The following is a 15927-nucleotide window of genomic DNA, read 5'->3' as shown; positions in this document are numbered from 1 at the left end:
GCGGCCGTGGCGGGACTGCGCGGGCTGCGGAGTGCGGCAGTGGCGGCGACGACCGTGGCGGTGGTCGTGCTGCCGGCGGGCTGCGGCATCCCCACCACGAAGGTCCCGGTGGACGCCGGGGCCGCGCCCTCGCGGGTGAGCTGCCTGGCCCCCGGCAGCGAGGCCTCCCCGACCACGCCGGACCAGGCCCCCGCCTCACCCCGGGCCGGACACGCCACCGTCTTCCTGGTGTGCGGGTCGGCTCTCGTGGCGGTGGGCCGCTCCGACGACTCCCTGGGCGCCTCGGCGTCCTCCCGGCAGGACACGGCCCGCGCGCTCCTGGCGCAGCTGCGCCACCGGCCCTCGACGGCCGAGACCCGCGCCGGGTTCTCCAGTACGGTGCCCGAGAGCCTCGTGGCCCAGGAGTCGCTGCCCGGTGATCCCCCGCGGTCGACCCGGCTGAGCGTCCAGCCGGACGACCTGCCCGCGTTTGCGCTGGCCCAGATCGTCTGCACCTTCAGCCAGGCCGCGGTCACCGGCTCCGACGGCTCGGTCTGGCTGGGCGGTCCGGCCGGTCGCCGCGGCACCACGCCGCACCGCTACGCCTGCTCACCGGACGTGCTGGCGCATCCGGACATCGCCCAGAACCGTGGCTGGGGCAGCCCTACCGCGGCGCCCAGCCCGGCGACCACCCCGTGACCCGGCGTTGACCGGGAGGCGCACCCGCCGTGCGCGGACGGCGGTGCCGCTGGGGGTGCCGCGCTGCCGCGCCGCGGCCGTGCGGCGGTGCGGCGCCGGGCCGGTCCGGCACCGCCGGGGGCTTCCCGGGCGGCCCGCGGGCCGGCAGCGGGGCGTCCCAGCTCACATCGGTACTCCGCCGGAACCGCCCCGACCGTTTTCCACGTCTGGATGAGCGTGCTGCACGAAGGCCCAGGCGGCCCCACCGCCCCCCGTCTGCGCGCCGCGGGAGCCGTGCTCCTGGCGGTGCACCTGTCGGCCGTGGCGTGGCTGACCCTCCGCCCCCGCTCCGTACCGTGGGTGACGGAGCCCAACCTCCATCTCTTCGCGACCATAGAGACCGACCTGTCGCTGGGCCCGGGGCAGGCCTGGCACAGCCTCGGTCCGGCGCTGCTCCTGCTGGCGCCGCTGGGGGTGCTGCTGCCGCTCGCCGGGGGCCGGCTGGTGGTCTCGCCGGCTGCCTCGCTGCTGCGGACGGTCATGGCGGGCGCCCTGGTCTCCCTGGCGATCGCGGTGGTGCAGACGGGGGTGCCGGGCCGGGTGCCGGACGTGGACGTGGTGCTGCTCAACACGGCGGGCGTGGCCCTGGCGCACCTTTTGCTGGTCCCCTCGGGCCGTGCCTGGCTCCGCCGCAGGGAGCAGGGGCATCGGGGTGCGACCCCGAGGGTCCCCAGGGTCGCGGTCCCCCCGCGGGCGGATGCTTTGTCCGGTTCGCGTACCTACCTTTGAGATGTGGGGGCACCCGGGGAGAGAGACCCCGGCCGGTGCGTCCCACCGTGCCGAGCCCGCCCGACAAGAGGAGTCGCGATGTCCGCCCCACTGGTCCGCCCCGAGGACAACCGCATGATCGCCGGAGTCTGCGCGGGTCTTGCCCGGCGCTTCGGCATGACACCGAACACCGTCCGGCTGATCTTCGTGGTCTCCTGCCTGCTGCCCGGCCCGCAGTTCCTCGTCTACCTGGCGCTGTGGGTGCTGATGCCGTCCGAGAAGTCCCCGCGCGCCCACGGCGGAGCCGCCGCGGGCGGCCGGGCCTGGTGACCGCGGCGCGGCCCCGAACGCGACCGCGCCCCGTCCCGTAGCGGCGTACGGGTCGGGGCGCGGTCGCGTGTGCCGGCGCGGGGGCCTGGGTGGCTGGTCAGCCGCCCAGCGGCAGCCCGGCGCCGGAGACGGCGTGGGTGACGCCGTCGGTCGGCAGGCCGCCGAGCAGCCCCGCGTTCTTCGCCTTGGCGTGCTTGGTCGCGGCCTTGCCCTTGGCGTGCCGGCCCTGGGTGGCCTTGGCGCCGTGGTCCGCGAGGGACTGGGTGCCCTGGGTGACGGCCTGGGCGCCCGCGTCGAGCACGGTGGGGGCGTTGGCCGGGAGCGTGTGGGCGGCGTTCAGCAACCCGTCCGTCGGGGCGGCGGAGGCGGACCCGGCCGCCACGGCGGCGAGGGCCGCACCGAGCGCGGCGGCACCGAGAGTCCTGATGGTTCCCTGCTTCATGCGAACACGTCCTCGTTCACGGGGGCTTGACGAGCCAGGAACCTAGTGAGGTCGCGACCGGCGCCGCAAACACCTCCGGAGGCTGTCCCGGCGGGTGACTTGCCCCCTTGCGCCGACGTCCGCATACTCCGCCGGCCGCCCGTTGCGCCGTCCCGTCGTCACAGCTCAGGAGGGGCGGAGGCACCGGCCGGGCGCCTCAGTCGGCGGTGAGGGCGGCGTAGCCCGGTTTGATGACGTCGTTGATGAGCGCCAGACGTTCATCGAATGGGATGAACGCGGATTTCATCGCGTTGACGGTGAACCACTGGATGTCGTCGAGCGTGTATCCGAAGGTCGCCACCAGGTGCGTGAACTCGCGGGTCATGGTCGTCCCGCTCATGAGCCGGTTGTCGGTGTTGACGGTGAGGCGGAAACCCAGCCGGCGCAGCAGTCCGATGGGGTGCTCGGCGTAGGAGGGTGCGGCGCCCGTCTGGAGGTTGGAGGTGGGGCACATCTCCAGGGGGACCCGCCGGTCCCGCACGTACGCCGCCAGCCGGCCGAGCTTGACCTCGCCGTCGTCCGCGACCTGGATGTCGTCGATGATCCGCACGCCGTGCCCGAGCCGGTCGGCGCCGCACCACTGGAGCGCCTGCCAGATCGAGGGCAGCCCGAACGCCTCGCCCGCGTGGATGGTGAAGTGGTTCGACTCGCGCTTGAGGTACTCGAAGGCGTCCAGGTGCCGGGTGGGCGGGAAGCCGGCCTCGGCGCCCGCGATGTCGAAGCCGACGACCCCGAGGTCCCGGTAGCGGTTGGCGAGTTCGGCGATCTCCAGGGAACGCGCGGCGTGCCGCATGGCGGTGAGCAGCACGCCGACGCGGATGCGGTGGCCGGCCGCCGCGGCCCGTCGCTCCCCCTGGCGGAAGCCCTCGTTGACCGCCTCGACGACCTCTTCGAGTGACAGCCCCCGCTCCAGGTGCTGTTCGGGGGCGTAGCGGACCTCGGCGTAGACGACCCCGTCGGCGGCGAGGTCCTCGGCGCACTCCGCGGCCACCCGTACCAGCGCCTCGCGGGTCTGCATGACGGCGCAGGTGTGGGCGAAGGTCTCCAGGTAGCGCTCCAGCGAACCGGAGTCGGCGGCCTCGCGGAACCACCGGCCCAGCGCCTCCGGTTCGGTCTCCGGAAGCCGGCTGTAGCCGCACCCGCGGGCGAGGTCGGCGACGGTGGCCGGTCGCAGGCCGCCGTCGAGGTGGTCGTGGAGCAGGACCTTGGGGGCCCGGTGGAGCTGGTCCTCGGAGGGGAGGGGCTGGTCAGCGGCGTGGACGTGGTGATCCGTCGTCATCTGGTCTCCCTGGTCGGCTTCGTACGCGCACCCCTACGCGCGTAGACGTCCGTGAACGATATCCAACGGTGATCCGTCGCCGGGGTGGCCGTGCCCCGCCCTTCTGCCATCGTTACGCCCATGGCTCAGCAGACCCCGGCGCCCCGCACGGCCCGGCTGGGAAGAAGGATCGGCCCCGACGGACCGCAGTTCTGGGAGACCACGCCGCCGGTGGCACCGCCGCGACGGCCCGGGCGGTTGCCGGCCGTGGTGCAGGACCGGGTGCCGCGGCTCATGCCCCACCAGCGCCGCGCCGGCGCGGGCCGCAGGCGCGGGCCCGCCGCCGAGGCCGAGGGCGGCGTGCCGGCCGTGGCCCCGGACGGGGTCGGCGGGGTGCATCCGCCCGGCGCGGTCGGTGCGATCGCCCTGATCCTGCCGCGGTGCGAGACGTCCGGCACGGGCCGCCCCTCGCCGCTCCCGGCGCTCGCCGCCCGTCCGCTGGCGGCCCGGCTGACCCGCGCCGGCCGCCACGAGGGGCTGGCCGCGCACGTGGTGCGCTACCGGCACCGCGGGTGGAACGGCGCCGCCGCGCACCCGGTGGCGGACGCCGGGTGGGCGCTGGAGGAGGTCGTGCGGCGCTACGGGGACGTCCCGGTCTGCCTGATCGGGATCGGCCTCGGGGCCCGGGCCGCCCTCCGGGTCGCCGACCACCCCGCGGTGGAGGGGGTGATGGGGATCGCCCCCTGGTTCCCCTCCTTGCGCCCGGCTGCGGCCCCCGGTGCGCGGAACGCGTGGCGGGAGCGCGCGGCGGGCGCACCCGCCGAGGAGGCGCTCGCGGCGCCCCACGCCGCCGAAAGCGCGCGGCCGTCGGCGGAGGAGGGTGGCGAGGAGGCCACCGGCCCGGCGGCGGAGCCGGAGTTCGCCGCTCCCCCGGCCGGCGAGGACGAGGACGACGACGTGCGCCGGCTGCTGGGCCGCCGGGTGCTGCTGGTCCACGGCACCAACGACCGGCGCGCCTCGCCCGACGCCTCCTACCGCTACGCGCAGCGCGCCAAGAAGGTCAACCCGGACGTGTGCCGCTTCGAGGTCCACGCCGACGGCCACCGGTTGCGCCAGTACCGGTCCGAGGTGCAGGCCCTGGCCGTCGACTTCACCCTCGGCTGCCTCTTCGCCCGCCCGTTCGCCCGGCCGTTGCAGGACGCCTTCGCCGCCCCGCCCCCGCTCGGCCTGGCCATGCCGCTGGCCTCCGGCTTCGGGGGTTCCCTGGACGAGGGGGGCGGCCGGTTCTGAGCCCGGCGTCCGGGCCCGGGCGGGAGTGCCCGGGCCCGGGAGGAGCCCTCACCCCAGCAGCTGCCCCCGTCGCCCCAGCAGGAACCGTTTGAAGGCGGCGACGGGCGGGGTGTCGGGGTGCCCGTCCAGCCAGGCCACGCCGATCTCCCGGACCGCGCGGGGGGCCGTGACGGTCAGCTCGACGACGCCGGGGCGCGGCACCGCCGGCGGCGGCAGCAGCGCGACGCCGAGGCCCGCCGCCACCAGCCCGCGCAGCGTCTCGGCCTCCTCGCCCTCGAAGGCGACCCGGGGGGTGAAGCCGGCCTCGGCGCAGAGGGCGTCGGTGATGCGGCGCAGCCCCCAGCCGGGTTCGAGCATGACGAACTGCTCGGCGGCGGCCTCGGCGAGGCGGACCCGGCGGCGCTCGGCGAGCCGGTGGTCCTCCGGCACGACGAGGCGCAGCTTCTGCTCGTCCAGGCGCCGCGCCACCAGGTCGGGGGTCTCCGGCAGCGGCGAGGTGAGGCAGAGGTCGAGGTCGCCGGAGCGGACCCGGTCGATCATCGCCTCGCCGTAGCCCTGGACGAGTTGGAAGCGGACGCGGGGGTGCTCGGCGCGGAAGGCGCGGATGAGCCCGGGCACCGTCTCGGGGCCGAGGGTGTGCAGGAAGCCGAAGGCGACCTTTCCGGTGGCCGGGTCCGCCTCGGCCCGCACGGCGTCGGCGGCCCGGCCCAGGGCGGTGAGGGCCCGTTCGGCGGAGGCGTGCAGGGCGCGGCCCGCGGGGGTGAGGGAGACGGTGCGGCCCCGCCGGGCGAGGAGCGTGACGCCCATGTCGGCCTCCAGGCGGACCACGGCCCGGCTCAGGGTGGACTGCGGCATGCCGAGGTCGTGGGCGGCCTGGGTGACGTGCTCGTGCCGGGCGACGGCGACGAACTGGGCGAGCCGCGGCGCGAGCAGCTGTGCCCAGGAGCCGGGGTCCAGGGGCAGGTCGGGCTCGGCGACGTCGGCGCCCGGCGCCGGGCGGGCCGCCGCCCCGGCGCCGGCCCCGCCGCTGCGTGCCCCACCGGTGCGGCCGGCCCCGCCGCGGGGGCCCGGATCGCGAGGGGCTTGCCCGCCGCCGCGGGAAGGGCGGCCGGAGGAGGGGGCGGCGGCCTGGCCCTGAGATGTCACGGTTCTGTCTTCCATGTTGCGAACCCTTGACAGCTGCCTTCCTGTACTGCGGTGATGCTCTGGAGCATGCATTATCCCAGTTCCATGCATTGGACGCATCAGTGATCGGGTCCTAGCGTCGGGGACATGCCTTCCGCTGATACCGGGGCGCCCGCCGTCGACCGTGCGGGCGCCGTCGCCTCGTCCCCCTCCTCCGACTCCGTCGACACCGCCACCCCGCTCACCAAGCTGCGGCCGGGCGGCCCCGGCTTCCGGCGCATGAGCTTCGCGCTCTTCGCCGCGGGCGTCTCCACCTTCGCGCTGCTGTACTCCACGCAGGCGCTGCTGCCGGCCATCTCCGGCGACCTCGGCGTCAGCCCTGACGCGGCGAGTTGGAGCGTCTCGGCGGCCACGTTCGGTCTCGCGCTGGGCGTGGTCCCGCTCTCGGCGCTCTCCGAGCGCTTCGGCCGGCGCACCATGATGACCGCCTCCCTGACGGTGGCCGCCGTCATCGCGCTCGTCGTCCCGTTCGCGCCCTCACTCGGCGCCCTGATCGCGCTCCGCGGCCTCCAGGGTGTGGCGCTGGCGGGCACCCCGGCCTCGGCGATGGCCTTCCTCGCGGAGGAGGTGGAGACGAAGGCGCTGGTCAGCGCGATCGGCCTGTTCGTCGCGGGCAACAGCATCGGCGGCATGTCGGGCCGCATCGTCACGGGCTGGGCCGCACAGGCCTGGGGGTGGCGCGCGGCACTGCTGACGGTGGGCGTGATGGCCGTCGCCTGCGCGGTGGTCTTCCGCCTGATGGTGCCGCGGGCCCGGCACTTCGTCTCGCGGGCGGTGGGCCCGCGGGCACTGGCCCGCACGGTGGCCGGACACCTCTCCAACCCGCTGCTGTGCCGCCTGTACGCGATCGGCGGCCTGTTCATGATGGTCTTCGGCGCGGTGTACACCGTGATCGGCTATCGCCTGGTCGACCGGCCGTTCAGCCTGCCGCAGGGCATCGTCGGCTCCATCTTCGTGATCTACCTGGTGGGTACGGTCTCCTCGGCCGCCGCGGGCCGTCTGGTGGGCCGCCTCGGCCGGCGCGGCGCGCTGTACCTGGCCGTCGGCACCACCGCCGCGGGGCTCCTGGTCTCCCTCGCCGACTCGCTGGCGGCCGTGCTGGTGGGCCTGGTGCTGATCACCGCCGGCTTCTTCGCCGGCCACGCGGTGGCGTCCTCGTCGGTCAGCCGGGCGGCCGAGACCGCCCGCGCCCAGGCCTCGGCCCTCTACCAGAGCGCCTACTACGTCGGCTCCAGCATCGGCGGCGCCCTCGGCGCGGCGGCCTTCCACGCCGCGGGCTGGCCGGCGACCGTGGCCCTCGGCCTGCTGGCCCTGGCGGCCGCCGCCGCGGTGACGCTGTACGCGACCCGGAAGGCGGTCGTGGAACGGCGCCGGCTGTCGGTGCGCGCCGCGGCCTGACCCGGGCGCCCGCAGGATGACGGAAGGCCGTCGCATGCCCCGGGAGGGGGTGCGGCGGCCTTCGACGTGTCCGGGCCCGCGCTGTTCGGAGGCGCTGCGTCCTCAGTCCGTGGGGAAGTCCGCGGTGTCCAGGGACAGGCCGAAGGGCTGCGGCAGGCTGACCTTGCCGCCGAACGGCGTGGCCGCGAGCACCCGGTAGACGTCCTCCTTGGGCTCCCCGTAGAGCGTCACCGTGGGGACCCCCGGGGCGTGGGGGTCGACCAGCAGGTAGAGCGGCACCTGTGCGCGTGCGTAACCGGCGGGCTTGGCCACCCGGTCGTGGCCGGCGTTCGAGGGCGAGGTGATCTCGACGACCAGCTCGCAGGCTGCGGCGGGGATGTGGTTGCCGGGTTCGCGGAGGGCCGTGCGCGGGACGACCGCGAGGTCGGGTACGTAGAGGCCCTGTCGGGACGGAACGGCGACACCCTGGGTCTGGTAGATCCCCAGGTCCTCCGGGAGGACGGAGTACAGCCGCCGCTGGATCAGGTCGATCAGTTCGTTGTGGCGGTTGGCGGGCGGTGGCGACACGGTGACGATCCCCTCGATGATCTCCACCTTGCTGCCCTCAGGACCGTCCGTCTCCTCCCAGAGCCGGACGAGACCGTCCCAGTCGCCCCCGTGGGCGTGCTGGTCGACGGTGAGTGCGCTCATGGCGGTCTCCTCTGCTTGTGTCGCCCATACCAGCATGCCGAACTCGCGGGGCCGCGGTCCACGCAATCTCTTCACCCGATCGAGGAAGCGCAGGTCAGCAGGCACGTTTCCGCAGCAGACCGGCGTGTCCGCACACTCCCCCACCGCCACCGCGGCGGGCGCCCACCACTCCCGTCACGGCCCGCTCCGACACGTCGCCGCCACTGGCCCGCTCCGCACCGGGCCGCCGCCCAGATGCCCCAACCGGCTTTACCCTTGGTGAAGTTACCTGGCCACGGGGGGGTGGACAGCCGTCCGGCGCAGCACACCCCACCGGCCACGACCGACGGGGGGCGTCATGCGCCAGCGCACACAGGTGGGGATCATCGGGGCGGGACCGGCGGGGCTGACGCTCGCAGGTGTCCTGCGGCAGGCGGGCATCGACGTGGTGGTCGTCGAGAAGTACGACCGGGAGCGGGTGGAGGCCCGGGCGCGGGCCGGGGCGATCGAGCACCGGGTGGTGCGGTTCCTCGCCCGGCACGGGCTGGCGGACCGGATGCTGCGCGAGGGCACGCCGCACGGCCGCTGCGAGTTCCGCTACGACGGCCTGCGGTTCTCCGTGCCCTACGCGGAGTTGAGCGGCGGCTGCCACCACTACGTCTACCCGCAGCAGTTCCTCGTCCGCGACCTCGCCGACGCCTTCCTCGCCGCCGGCGGCGACCTGCGCTACTCCCGGCCCGCCGTCGCTGTCGACCCGGAGCGGGCCGTCATCCGGGTGCGGGCCGCCGAGGACGGGGACGGCGGCAGCGGCGAGGAGTACGAGCTGGAGTGCGACTTCGTGGCGGCGTGCGACGGCTTCCACGGCGTCTCACGCCGCTCGGTCCCGGCCGGGCGGCTGCGGACGCACGAGCGCCGGCACGGCGTGGGCTGGCTGGCGGTGCTGGCGCAGGCGCCGCCGTCGACCGAGGAGATCATCTACGCCCTGCACGAGGACGGCTTCGCGGGGCACATGCTCCGCACCTCCGAGATCAGCCGCTTCTACCTCCAGTGCCCGCCCGGCGACACCCCCGCCGCCTGGAGCGAGGACCGGATCTGGACGGCCCTGGAACAGCGGCTCGCCGCCGACGGCTGGAAGCTGACGACCGGCCCCGTCACGGAGAAGGCCGTCCTGGACATGCGCAGCGTGGTCTCGGAGCGGATGGACCACGGGCGGATGTTCCTCGTCGGCGACGCGGCGCACATCATCACCCCCGCGGGCGGCAAGGGCATGAACCTGGCCCTGGGGGACGCGGAGGAGCTGGCGGCCGCCCTGGTGGACCACTACCGGGGCGAGGACACGCGGCTGGCCGCCTACTCGGCGACCCGGGTGCCGCGGATCTGGCAGGCCCAGGAGTTCTCGCACTGGCTGCTGGGCATCACCCACCGCCCCGAGGACGAGTCGCCCGACGACCTCTTCCCGCACCGCCTCCGCACGGCCCGCCTCGCCCAGCTGCGCGACTCGGTGGGGCTGGCGACCTGGTTCGCCCGCTCGTACGTGGGGGCCTGAGGTCCGCCCCGGTGGCCCCGGGGTCCGCCCGGGGCCACCGGGGCGCGGGCCCGGGGCTCACCCCGGAGGGCGGCCCCGGCCCGGCGGGGCCTCAGCCCACCCGCTCCAGCACGATCGGCGTCGTGCGGTACTCCGTCTCCGGCGGCGTGATGAGCACGCCGCCGTCCAGTGCCTCCAGGGCGTACGGCAGCTTCTCCGGGGTGTCGGTGTGCAGGGTCAGCAGCGGCTGGCCCTTGGTGACGCGCTCGCCCGGCTTGGCGTGGAGTTCGACGCCGGCACCCGCCTGGACCGCCTCGCCCTGCCGGGCCCGTCCGGCGCCCAGCCGCCAGGCGGCCAGGCCCACGGCGTAGGCGTCGAGGGCGGCGAGCAGGCCGTCCGCGGCTGCGTGCACCACGTGCTGCTCCCGGGCCACCGGCAGGGCCGCGTCGGGGTCGCCGCCCTGGGCCGTGATCATGCGGCGCCAGTGGTCCATGGCGGAGCCGTCGGCGAGCGCCTTGGCGGGGTCGGCGTCGGGCAGGCCCGCCGCGTCGAGCATCTCGCGGGCCAGGGCGAGGGTCAGCTCCACGACGTCCGCGGGGCCGCCGCCGGCCAGGACCTCCACGGCCTCCCGGACCTCCAGGGCGTTGCCCGCGGTGTTGCCCAGCGGGGTGGACATGTCGGTGAGGAGGGCGACGGTGCGCAGCCCGTGGTCGGTGCCCAGCTCGACCATGGTGGAGGCCAGTTCCCGTGCCTGGTCCAGGGACTTCATGAACGCGCCGGAGCCGACCTTGACGTCCAGGACGAGGGAGCCGGTGCCCTCGGCGATCTTCTTGGACATGATGGAGCTGGCGATCAGCGGGATGGACTCGACGGTGCCGGTGACGTCGCGCAGTGCGTACAGGCGCTTGTCGGCGGGGGCCAGGCCGTCGCCGGCGGCGCAGATGACCGAGCCGACGTCGCGGAGCACGCCCATCATCCGCTCGTTGCTGAGCGAGGCCCGCCAGCCGGGGATCGCCTCCAGCTTGTCCAGGGTGCCGCCGGTGTGGCCGAGGCCGCGGCCGGAGAGCTGCGGCACGGCGGCACCGCACGCGGCCACCAGCGGGGCGAGCGGCAGGGTGATCTTGTCGCCGACGCCGCCGGTGGAGTGCTTGTCGGCGGTGGGCACGCCGAGGGCGGCGAAGTCCATGCGCTCACCGGAGGCGATCATGGCGGCGGTCCAGCGGGCGACCTCCACCCGGCTCATGCCGTTGAGGTAGATCGCCATCGCGAGCGCCGACATCTGCTCGTGCGCGACCTCACCGCGGGTGTAGGCGTCGACGACCCAGTCGATCTGTTCGGGGGTCAGTTCCTGCGCGTCGCGCTTGGCGCGGATGACGGAGATGGCGTCCATCGGAAGTCCTCACTGCAGGTGTGGCACGGTCTTCGGAGTCCTTGCGGGAGTGTGCGGTCCGGGTGGGACTCCCGGGGTCCTCGTCCCCGCTTCGGGCCGCCTGATGCACGCGGCAGGCGCCCGGCGGCTCAGCCCCTCAGGTGGTCCGGGCCGAACGCCTCCGGGAGGAGCGCGGCCAGCGGCCGGACGCCCGAGGGCGCGTCGACCAGCAGGTGCGGGCCGCCGTGCTCGTGCAGGAGCTGGCGGCAGCGGCCGCACGGGACGAGGAGGTCGCCGGCCCGGTCGACGCAGGTGAACGCCGTCAGCCGGCCGCCGCCCGAGGCGTGCAGCGCGGAGACGAGCCCGCACTCGGCGCACAGGGACAGCCCGTAGCTGGCGTTCTCCACGTTGCAGCCGGTCACGGTCCGGCCGTCCTCGACGAGGGCCGCGGCCCCCACCGGGTAGCCGGAGTAGGGGGCGTAGGCCCGGGACATGGCGTCCCGGGCCAGGGTGCGCAGCCTCTCCCAGTCGACGTCGGCGCCTTCGGGGGCGGCCGGGGACTGCGGGTCGAGGGGGAACCGGTCGGCGGGCTGCGCGGGGGTGGTGCTCACGTGCTGTGGCCCCTTCGGTAGGGCTTGCCGTCGGCTTTGGGCATCCGCAGCCGTTGTGCGGCAAGCGAGAGGACCAGCAGCGTAGCGATGTAGGGGGCCACCGAGACGACCTCCAGCGGCACCGAGTCGCTCAGCGCGTACCACAGGCCCAGCACCACGGCGACGAGCACGCCCGCCCCGCCCTGGATGCGCCGCCCGGCCCGCAGCTTCCACACCCCCAGGGCGAGCAGCGCCAGGGCGAGGAGGAGCAGCAGGGCGTGGATGACGGGGCTGCCGCTGCGGAGCTGGAGGGCGTCGGTGAAGCCGAAGAGGCCGGCGCCCAGTGCCACGCCGCCGGGCCGCCAGTTGCCGAAGATCATCGTGGCCAGGCCGATGTAGCCGCGTCCGCCGGTCTGACCGTCCTGGTAGATGTGGACGTAGATGGCCAGGAACGCGCCGCCCAGGCCGGCCAGCGCCCCGGAGACGGTCAGCGCGGCGTACTTGTGCAGGTAGACGTTGACGCCCAGCGACTCGGCCGCGACCGGGCTCTCGCCGCAGGCCCGCAGCCGCAGGCCGAACGCGGTGCGCCAGAGCAGGAAGAAGCTGCCGGCGAACACCGCGACGGCGACCACGGTCAGCCAGCTCACCTGGGTGACGAGGGAGCCGAGGATGCCGGCCAGGTCGGAGAGGAGGAACCAGTGGTGTTTCTCCACCGACAGCAGCCCCGAGGAGAGCCCGGGGACGGTGAAGGTGGGCATGTCCGCCATGACGGGTGAGGACTTGTCGGTGCCGCCGGCCTGCGCCGCGGCACTGCCGTCGGCTCCGAACCAGAGCTTGGCCAGGAACTGCGTCAGGCCCTGCGCGACGATGTTGAGTGCCACGCCGGAGATGATGTGGTCGACGCCGAAGGTGACGGTCGCCAGGGCGTGCAGCAGGCCGCCGAGCGCACCGCCGACCACACCGGCGAGGGCTGCGGCCCACGGCCCGTACTGCCAGCCGATCCAGCCGGCGGCGAAGGTGCCGAGCATCATCATGCCTTCGAGGCCGATGTTGACGACGCCGGAGCGCTCGGCCCACAGCCCGCCGAGTCCGGCGAGGCCGATGGGCACGGCAGCGGAGAGCGCCGCGCCGTACTGGCCGGAGCCGGTGAGGTCGTCGGCGCCGGTGACGACGCGCAGCAGGGAGAGCAGGACGAGGGCACCGGCGAGGATCAGCAGCACGCGGGGCGTGGTGAGCCGCCGGGTGACACGGGCGCGGACGGTCGGTGCCGCCGGGGCGCCGGCCTCCTTGGTCGCTTTCGTGAGGTTCTGGCTCACGCGGACACCTCCGCCGTGTCGGTGCGTTCGGGGTGGTCGCCGGCGGGACCGGCCTGGGCGGCGAGTTCGGCGCCGACCCGTCGTTGCTGGCGCTTGAGCCCGTAGCGGCGCACGATCTCGTAGGCGATGACCACGCAGAGCACGATGACGCCCTGCATCACGCCGACGATCTCCTGCTCGTACCCCTCGAAGTCGAGCTGGGCGCCGGTGCGTTCGAGGAAGCCCCACAGCAGCGCGCCCACCGCCATGCCCACCGGGTGGTTGCGGCCCAGCAGGGCGATGGCGATGCCGGTGAAGCCGATGCCCTCGGGGAAGTCGGTGCCGTAGTTGAAGGACTCGCCGAGCAGGGTGGGCATGCCGACCAGGCCCGCCGCGGCGCCGGAGAGCAGCATGGAGGTGACGACCATCCGCTTCACGCTGACGCCGCCGGCCAGTGCCGCCGACTCCGAACGGCCCACGGTCCGCAGGTCGTAGCCGAACCGGGTGCGGTTCAGGACGAACCAGTAGACGACGCCGACCAGGGCGGCGACGACCACGAAGCCCTCCACGGGGTCGGGCTGGGTCGGGAAGGTGAAGAAGTGGGCGGCGGCGGGCAGGTTCGTGGTGTGGAAGAGGTTGCCGTCGCGGACCGCGAGGCGGCCCTCCTGGAGGAAGTAGCCGATGACCGCACCGGCGATGGAGTTGAGCATGATGGTCGTGATGACCTCGCTCACCCCCCGGGTGGTCTTCAGCACGCCGGCGATGCCCGCCCAGAGCGCGCCGACCACCATCGCCGTGAGGATGACGACGGGGATGCGCAGGCCGCCGGGCAGGTCCAGCGCCCCGCCGACGACCGCGGCGAAGAACGCCCCGATGCGGTACTGGCCGTCGACGCCGATGTTGAACAGGTTCATCCGGAAGCCGACCGCGACCGCGAGCGCGGAGAGGTAGTACGGGACGGCCTTGTTGATGATCCAGACCTGGCTGTCGCTCTTGGAGCCGTAGTCGGCCATGACGAGGTAGGCGTGGATCGGGTCCTTGCCGGTCGCCAGGATGATCAGGGAGGTGACGGCGAGGGCCGCGACGACGGCGAGGACGGGGGCGGCGATGCCGAGCGCCAGTCGGGTGCCGTCGATCCGTTTGGTGGTTGCGCTCACGGGCGTTCGCCCTTCTCGGTACCGGCTGCTTCGTCGGGGGCGGCCTCCGCCGGGGCCGCGGGGGCGTCGGGGGTCTTCGGGGCGTTCCCGGCCGCGTCGGGCGCCGCGTCGTCCGGGGCTGCGGCGGGTGCGGGGACGCCGGGGGCCGCCGGGGCCCCCGGGGGCTGCGGGCCCTCCTCGGCGTCCGGGTGGGCGAGGTGGCCGCTGGCCGCGCCGGTCATGGCGGAGCCCAGCTCCTCGGGGGTGATGGTGGCCGGGTCGGCGTCGGCCACCAGTGCGCCCCGGTACATCACGCGCAGGGTGTCGGAGAGGCCGATGAGTTCGTCGAGGTCCGCGGAGATCAGCAGCACCGCGAGGCCGTCCCGGCGGGCCTGCCGGATCTGGTCCCAGATCTGGGCCTGGGCGCCGACGTCCACCCCGCGCGTCGGGTGCGCGGCGATCAGGAGCTTCGGCTGGTGGCTCATCTCCCGGCCGACGATCAGCTTCTGCTGGTTGCCGCCGGAGAGCGAGGCCGCGGTGACCTCGATGCCGGGGGTGCGCACGTCGTACTCGGCCACGATGCGGCGGGTGTCGGCGCGGGCGCCGCGGATGTCCAGCAGCGCGCCCCTGGAGTTGGGCCGCTCGGTGACGTGGCCGAGGATGCGGTTCTCCCACAGCGGCGCCTCCAGCAGGAGGCCGTGGCGGTGGCGGTCCTCGGGCACGTAGCCGATGCCCCGCTCGCGCCGGGTGCGGGTGGGCAGCGCGGTGACGTCCTCGCCGGCCAGGACCACGGACCCGGCGTCAGGCACCCGCATCCCCATGATGACCTCGACCAGTTCGGCCTGCCCGTTGCCCTCGACCCCGGCGATGCCCAGCACCTCGCCGGCGCGGATGCGCAGGCTCACCTCGTCCAGGAGGGGGCGGGCCACTCCGTCGGCGTCGGCGGCGGTCAGCCGCACCCCCGCCACCGTGAGCGTCTCGGTCTCCTGGACGGTGGACTCGCCGGTCTGCGGCGAGGGCAGCTCCTGGCCCACCATGAGTTCGGCGAGCTGGCGGGGCGTGGTGGCGGCGGGCGCGAGCGAGGCGACGGTGGTGCCGCGGCGGATGACGGTGATGTCGTCCGCGACCGAGAGCACCTCGCCGAGCTTGTGCGAGATGAACAGCACCGTGAGCCCCTCGGCCTTGAGCTCCTGGAGGTTGGCGAAGAGGGCGTCGACCTCCTGGGGCACCAGCACGGCGGTCGGCTCGTCGAGGATGAGGGTGCGGGCGCCGCGGTAGAGGACCTTGAGGATCTCCACCCGCTGCCGGTCGGCGACGCCGAGGTCCTCCACCAGCGCGTCGGGCCGCACGCCGAGCCCGTACTTCTCGGAGAGTGCGAGCACCGCGGAGCGGGCCCGGCCGCGGATGCCGTGCAGCCGCTCGGCGCCCAGGACGGTGTTCTCCAGGACGGTGAGGTTGTCGGCCAGCATGAAGTGCTGGTGGACCATGCCGATGCCGCGGTCGATGGCGTCGGCGGGGCTGTGGAAGTGCACCTCCTCGCCGTCGATGCGGATGGTGCCCTCGTCGGGCTTCTGCATCCCGTAGAGGATCTTCATCAGCGTCGACTTGCCGGCGCCGTTCTCACCCACCAGCGCGTGCACGGTGCCGCGGTGGACGGTGATGTCGATGTCGTGGTTGGCGACGACGCCGGGGAACCGCTTGGTGATGCCGCGGAGTTCGACGGCCGGCGGCTGCTCGGCGGGCACGCCGTCGGCGGCGGGACCGGGCTGCGGTGGGGGGCTGCTGGCGGGCATGGTGGCGCACTCTCCTCGGGGAGCAGGGAGCGGGGCGGGCCGGCGCGACGGGCGGGCCGGCCGGCGGGTCCGGTGCGGGCCGGCGGCGCGGTCCGGACACCCGGCTGCGACCGTCACCGGCACGGGGTGGGAGCCGGTGCGGGGCGCGGCGGCGCACCCGGTGGTGGGGGCGTCCGCCGGCGT

The 15927-nt window shown here is 74.8% G+C and carries 15 protein-coding genes; 6 read left to right on the top strand and 9 right to left on the bottom strand.

Translation table 11 applies throughout. The features are described from left to right. Positions 1–6 precede the first annotated feature (6 nt). From ACFV3R_RS08285 to ACFV3R_RS08275, 3 genes are all read left to right on the top strand, one after another. Entirely contained in the window at positions 7–678 is a 672-nt protein-coding gene (locus ACFV3R_RS08285; protein WP_385577440.1) for a hypothetical protein, read from the top strand. A 210-nt stretch (positions 679–888) separates the two neighbouring features. After that, positions 889–1446 (top strand): VanZ family protein, encoded by a 558-nt coding sequence (locus tag ACFV3R_RS08280; protein WP_385577437.1) that lies wholly within the window; start codon positions 889–891, stop codon positions 1444–1446. 78 nt (positions 1447–1524) lie between these two features. Beyond that, the gene (locus tag ACFV3R_RS08275; RefSeq protein WP_385577434.1) at positions 1525–1755 is read left to right on the top strand and encodes a PspC domain-containing protein; all 231 of its coding nucleotides are present in this window, start codon (positions 1525–1527) and stop codon (positions 1753–1755) included. A 97-nt stretch (positions 1756–1852) separates the two neighbouring features. Here ACFV3R_RS08275 and ACFV3R_RS08270 read toward each other — a convergent pair whose 3' ends face one another. Continuing rightward, the gene (locus ACFV3R_RS08270) at positions 1853–2197 is read right to left on the bottom strand and encodes an ATP-binding protein (RefSeq protein WP_385577431.1); all 345 of its coding nucleotides are present in this window, start codon (positions 2195–2197) and stop codon (positions 1853–1855) included. 196 nt (positions 2198–2393) lie between these two features. After that, positions 2394–3515, bottom strand: coding sequence for an adenosine deaminase (locus ACFV3R_RS08265; protein ID WP_385577428.1), 1122 nt, complete (start codon positions 3513–3515; stop codon positions 2394–2396). Between the two features lie 411 nt (positions 3516–3926). Here ACFV3R_RS08265 and ACFV3R_RS08260 point away from each other — a divergent pair, with 411 nt between their 5' ends. Continuing rightward, entirely contained in the window at positions 3927–4784 is an 858-nt protein-coding gene (locus ACFV3R_RS08260) for an alpha/beta hydrolase (RefSeq protein WP_385577525.1), read from the top strand. Between the two features lie 48 nt (positions 4785–4832). Here the strand turns inward: ACFV3R_RS08260 and ACFV3R_RS08255 are convergent, their stop codons facing one another. Continuing rightward, a complete protein-coding gene (locus tag ACFV3R_RS08255; protein WP_385577425.1) occupies positions 4833–5945 on the bottom strand; it encodes a LysR family transcriptional regulator in 1113 nt (370 codons plus the stop codon). A 111-nt stretch (positions 5946–6056) separates the two neighbouring features. Between ACFV3R_RS08255 and ACFV3R_RS08250 the strand changes: the two genes are divergently transcribed. Continuing rightward, positions 6057–7367, top strand: a complete 1311-nt coding sequence (locus ACFV3R_RS08250; protein WP_385577423.1) for an MFS transporter — start codon at positions 6057–6059, stop codon at positions 7365–7367. A 102-nt stretch (positions 7368–7469) separates the two neighbouring features. On the opposite strand, the gene ACFV3R_RS08245 is transcribed toward ACFV3R_RS08250, so the two are convergent. Beyond that, positions 7470–8057 (bottom strand): Uma2 family endonuclease, encoded by a 588-nt coding sequence (locus ACFV3R_RS08245; protein WP_385577421.1) that lies wholly within the window; start codon positions 8055–8057, stop codon positions 7470–7472. A gap of 337 nt (positions 8058–8394) precedes the next feature. Between ACFV3R_RS08245 and ACFV3R_RS08240 the strand changes: the two genes are divergently transcribed. Continuing rightward, complete coding sequence (locus ACFV3R_RS08240; protein ID WP_385577419.1) at positions 8395–9582, top strand: 4-hydroxybenzoate 3-monooxygenase; 1188 nt, start codon at positions 8395–8397, stop codon at positions 9580–9582. Positions 9583–9673: 91 nt separating this feature from the next. On the opposite strand, the gene ACFV3R_RS08235 is transcribed toward ACFV3R_RS08240, so the two are convergent. From ACFV3R_RS08235 to ACFV3R_RS08215, 5 genes are all read right to left on the bottom strand, one after another. After that, positions 9674–10951, bottom strand: a complete 1278-nt coding sequence (locus ACFV3R_RS08235) for a thymidine phosphorylase (RefSeq protein WP_385577417.1) — start codon at positions 10949–10951, stop codon at positions 9674–9676. A 128-nt stretch (positions 10952–11079) separates the two neighbouring features. Next, positions 11080–11541 (bottom strand): cytidine deaminase, encoded by a 462-nt coding sequence (locus tag ACFV3R_RS08230; protein WP_385577414.1) that lies wholly within the window; start codon positions 11539–11541, stop codon positions 11080–11082. Beyond that, positions 11538–12836 (bottom strand): ABC transporter permease, encoded by a 1299-nt coding sequence (locus ACFV3R_RS08225; protein ID WP_385577411.1) that lies wholly within the window; start codon positions 12834–12836, stop codon positions 11538–11540. Before ACFV3R_RS08225 ends, ACFV3R_RS08230 begins: the two co-directional genes overlap by 4 nt. After that, a complete protein-coding gene (locus ACFV3R_RS08220; RefSeq protein ID WP_385577408.1) occupies positions 12833–13972 on the bottom strand; it encodes an ABC transporter permease in 1140 nt (379 codons plus the stop codon). The genes ACFV3R_RS08225 and ACFV3R_RS08220 overlap by 4 nt, the downstream gene beginning before the upstream one ends. After that, positions 13969–15744 (bottom strand): ABC transporter ATP-binding protein, encoded by a 1776-nt coding sequence (locus ACFV3R_RS08215; protein WP_385577406.1) that lies wholly within the window; start codon positions 15742–15744, stop codon positions 13969–13971. Before ACFV3R_RS08215 ends, ACFV3R_RS08220 begins: the two co-directional genes overlap by 4 nt. Positions 15745–15927: the final 183 nt, after the last annotated feature.

The sequence above is a fragment of the Streptomyces sp. NPDC059740 genome (assembly GCF_042733155.1).
Classification (GTDB): Bacteria; Actinomycetota; Actinomycetes; order Streptomycetales; family Streptomycetaceae; genus Streptomyces.
This window is presented reverse-complemented; position numbering and strand designations above follow the sequence as displayed.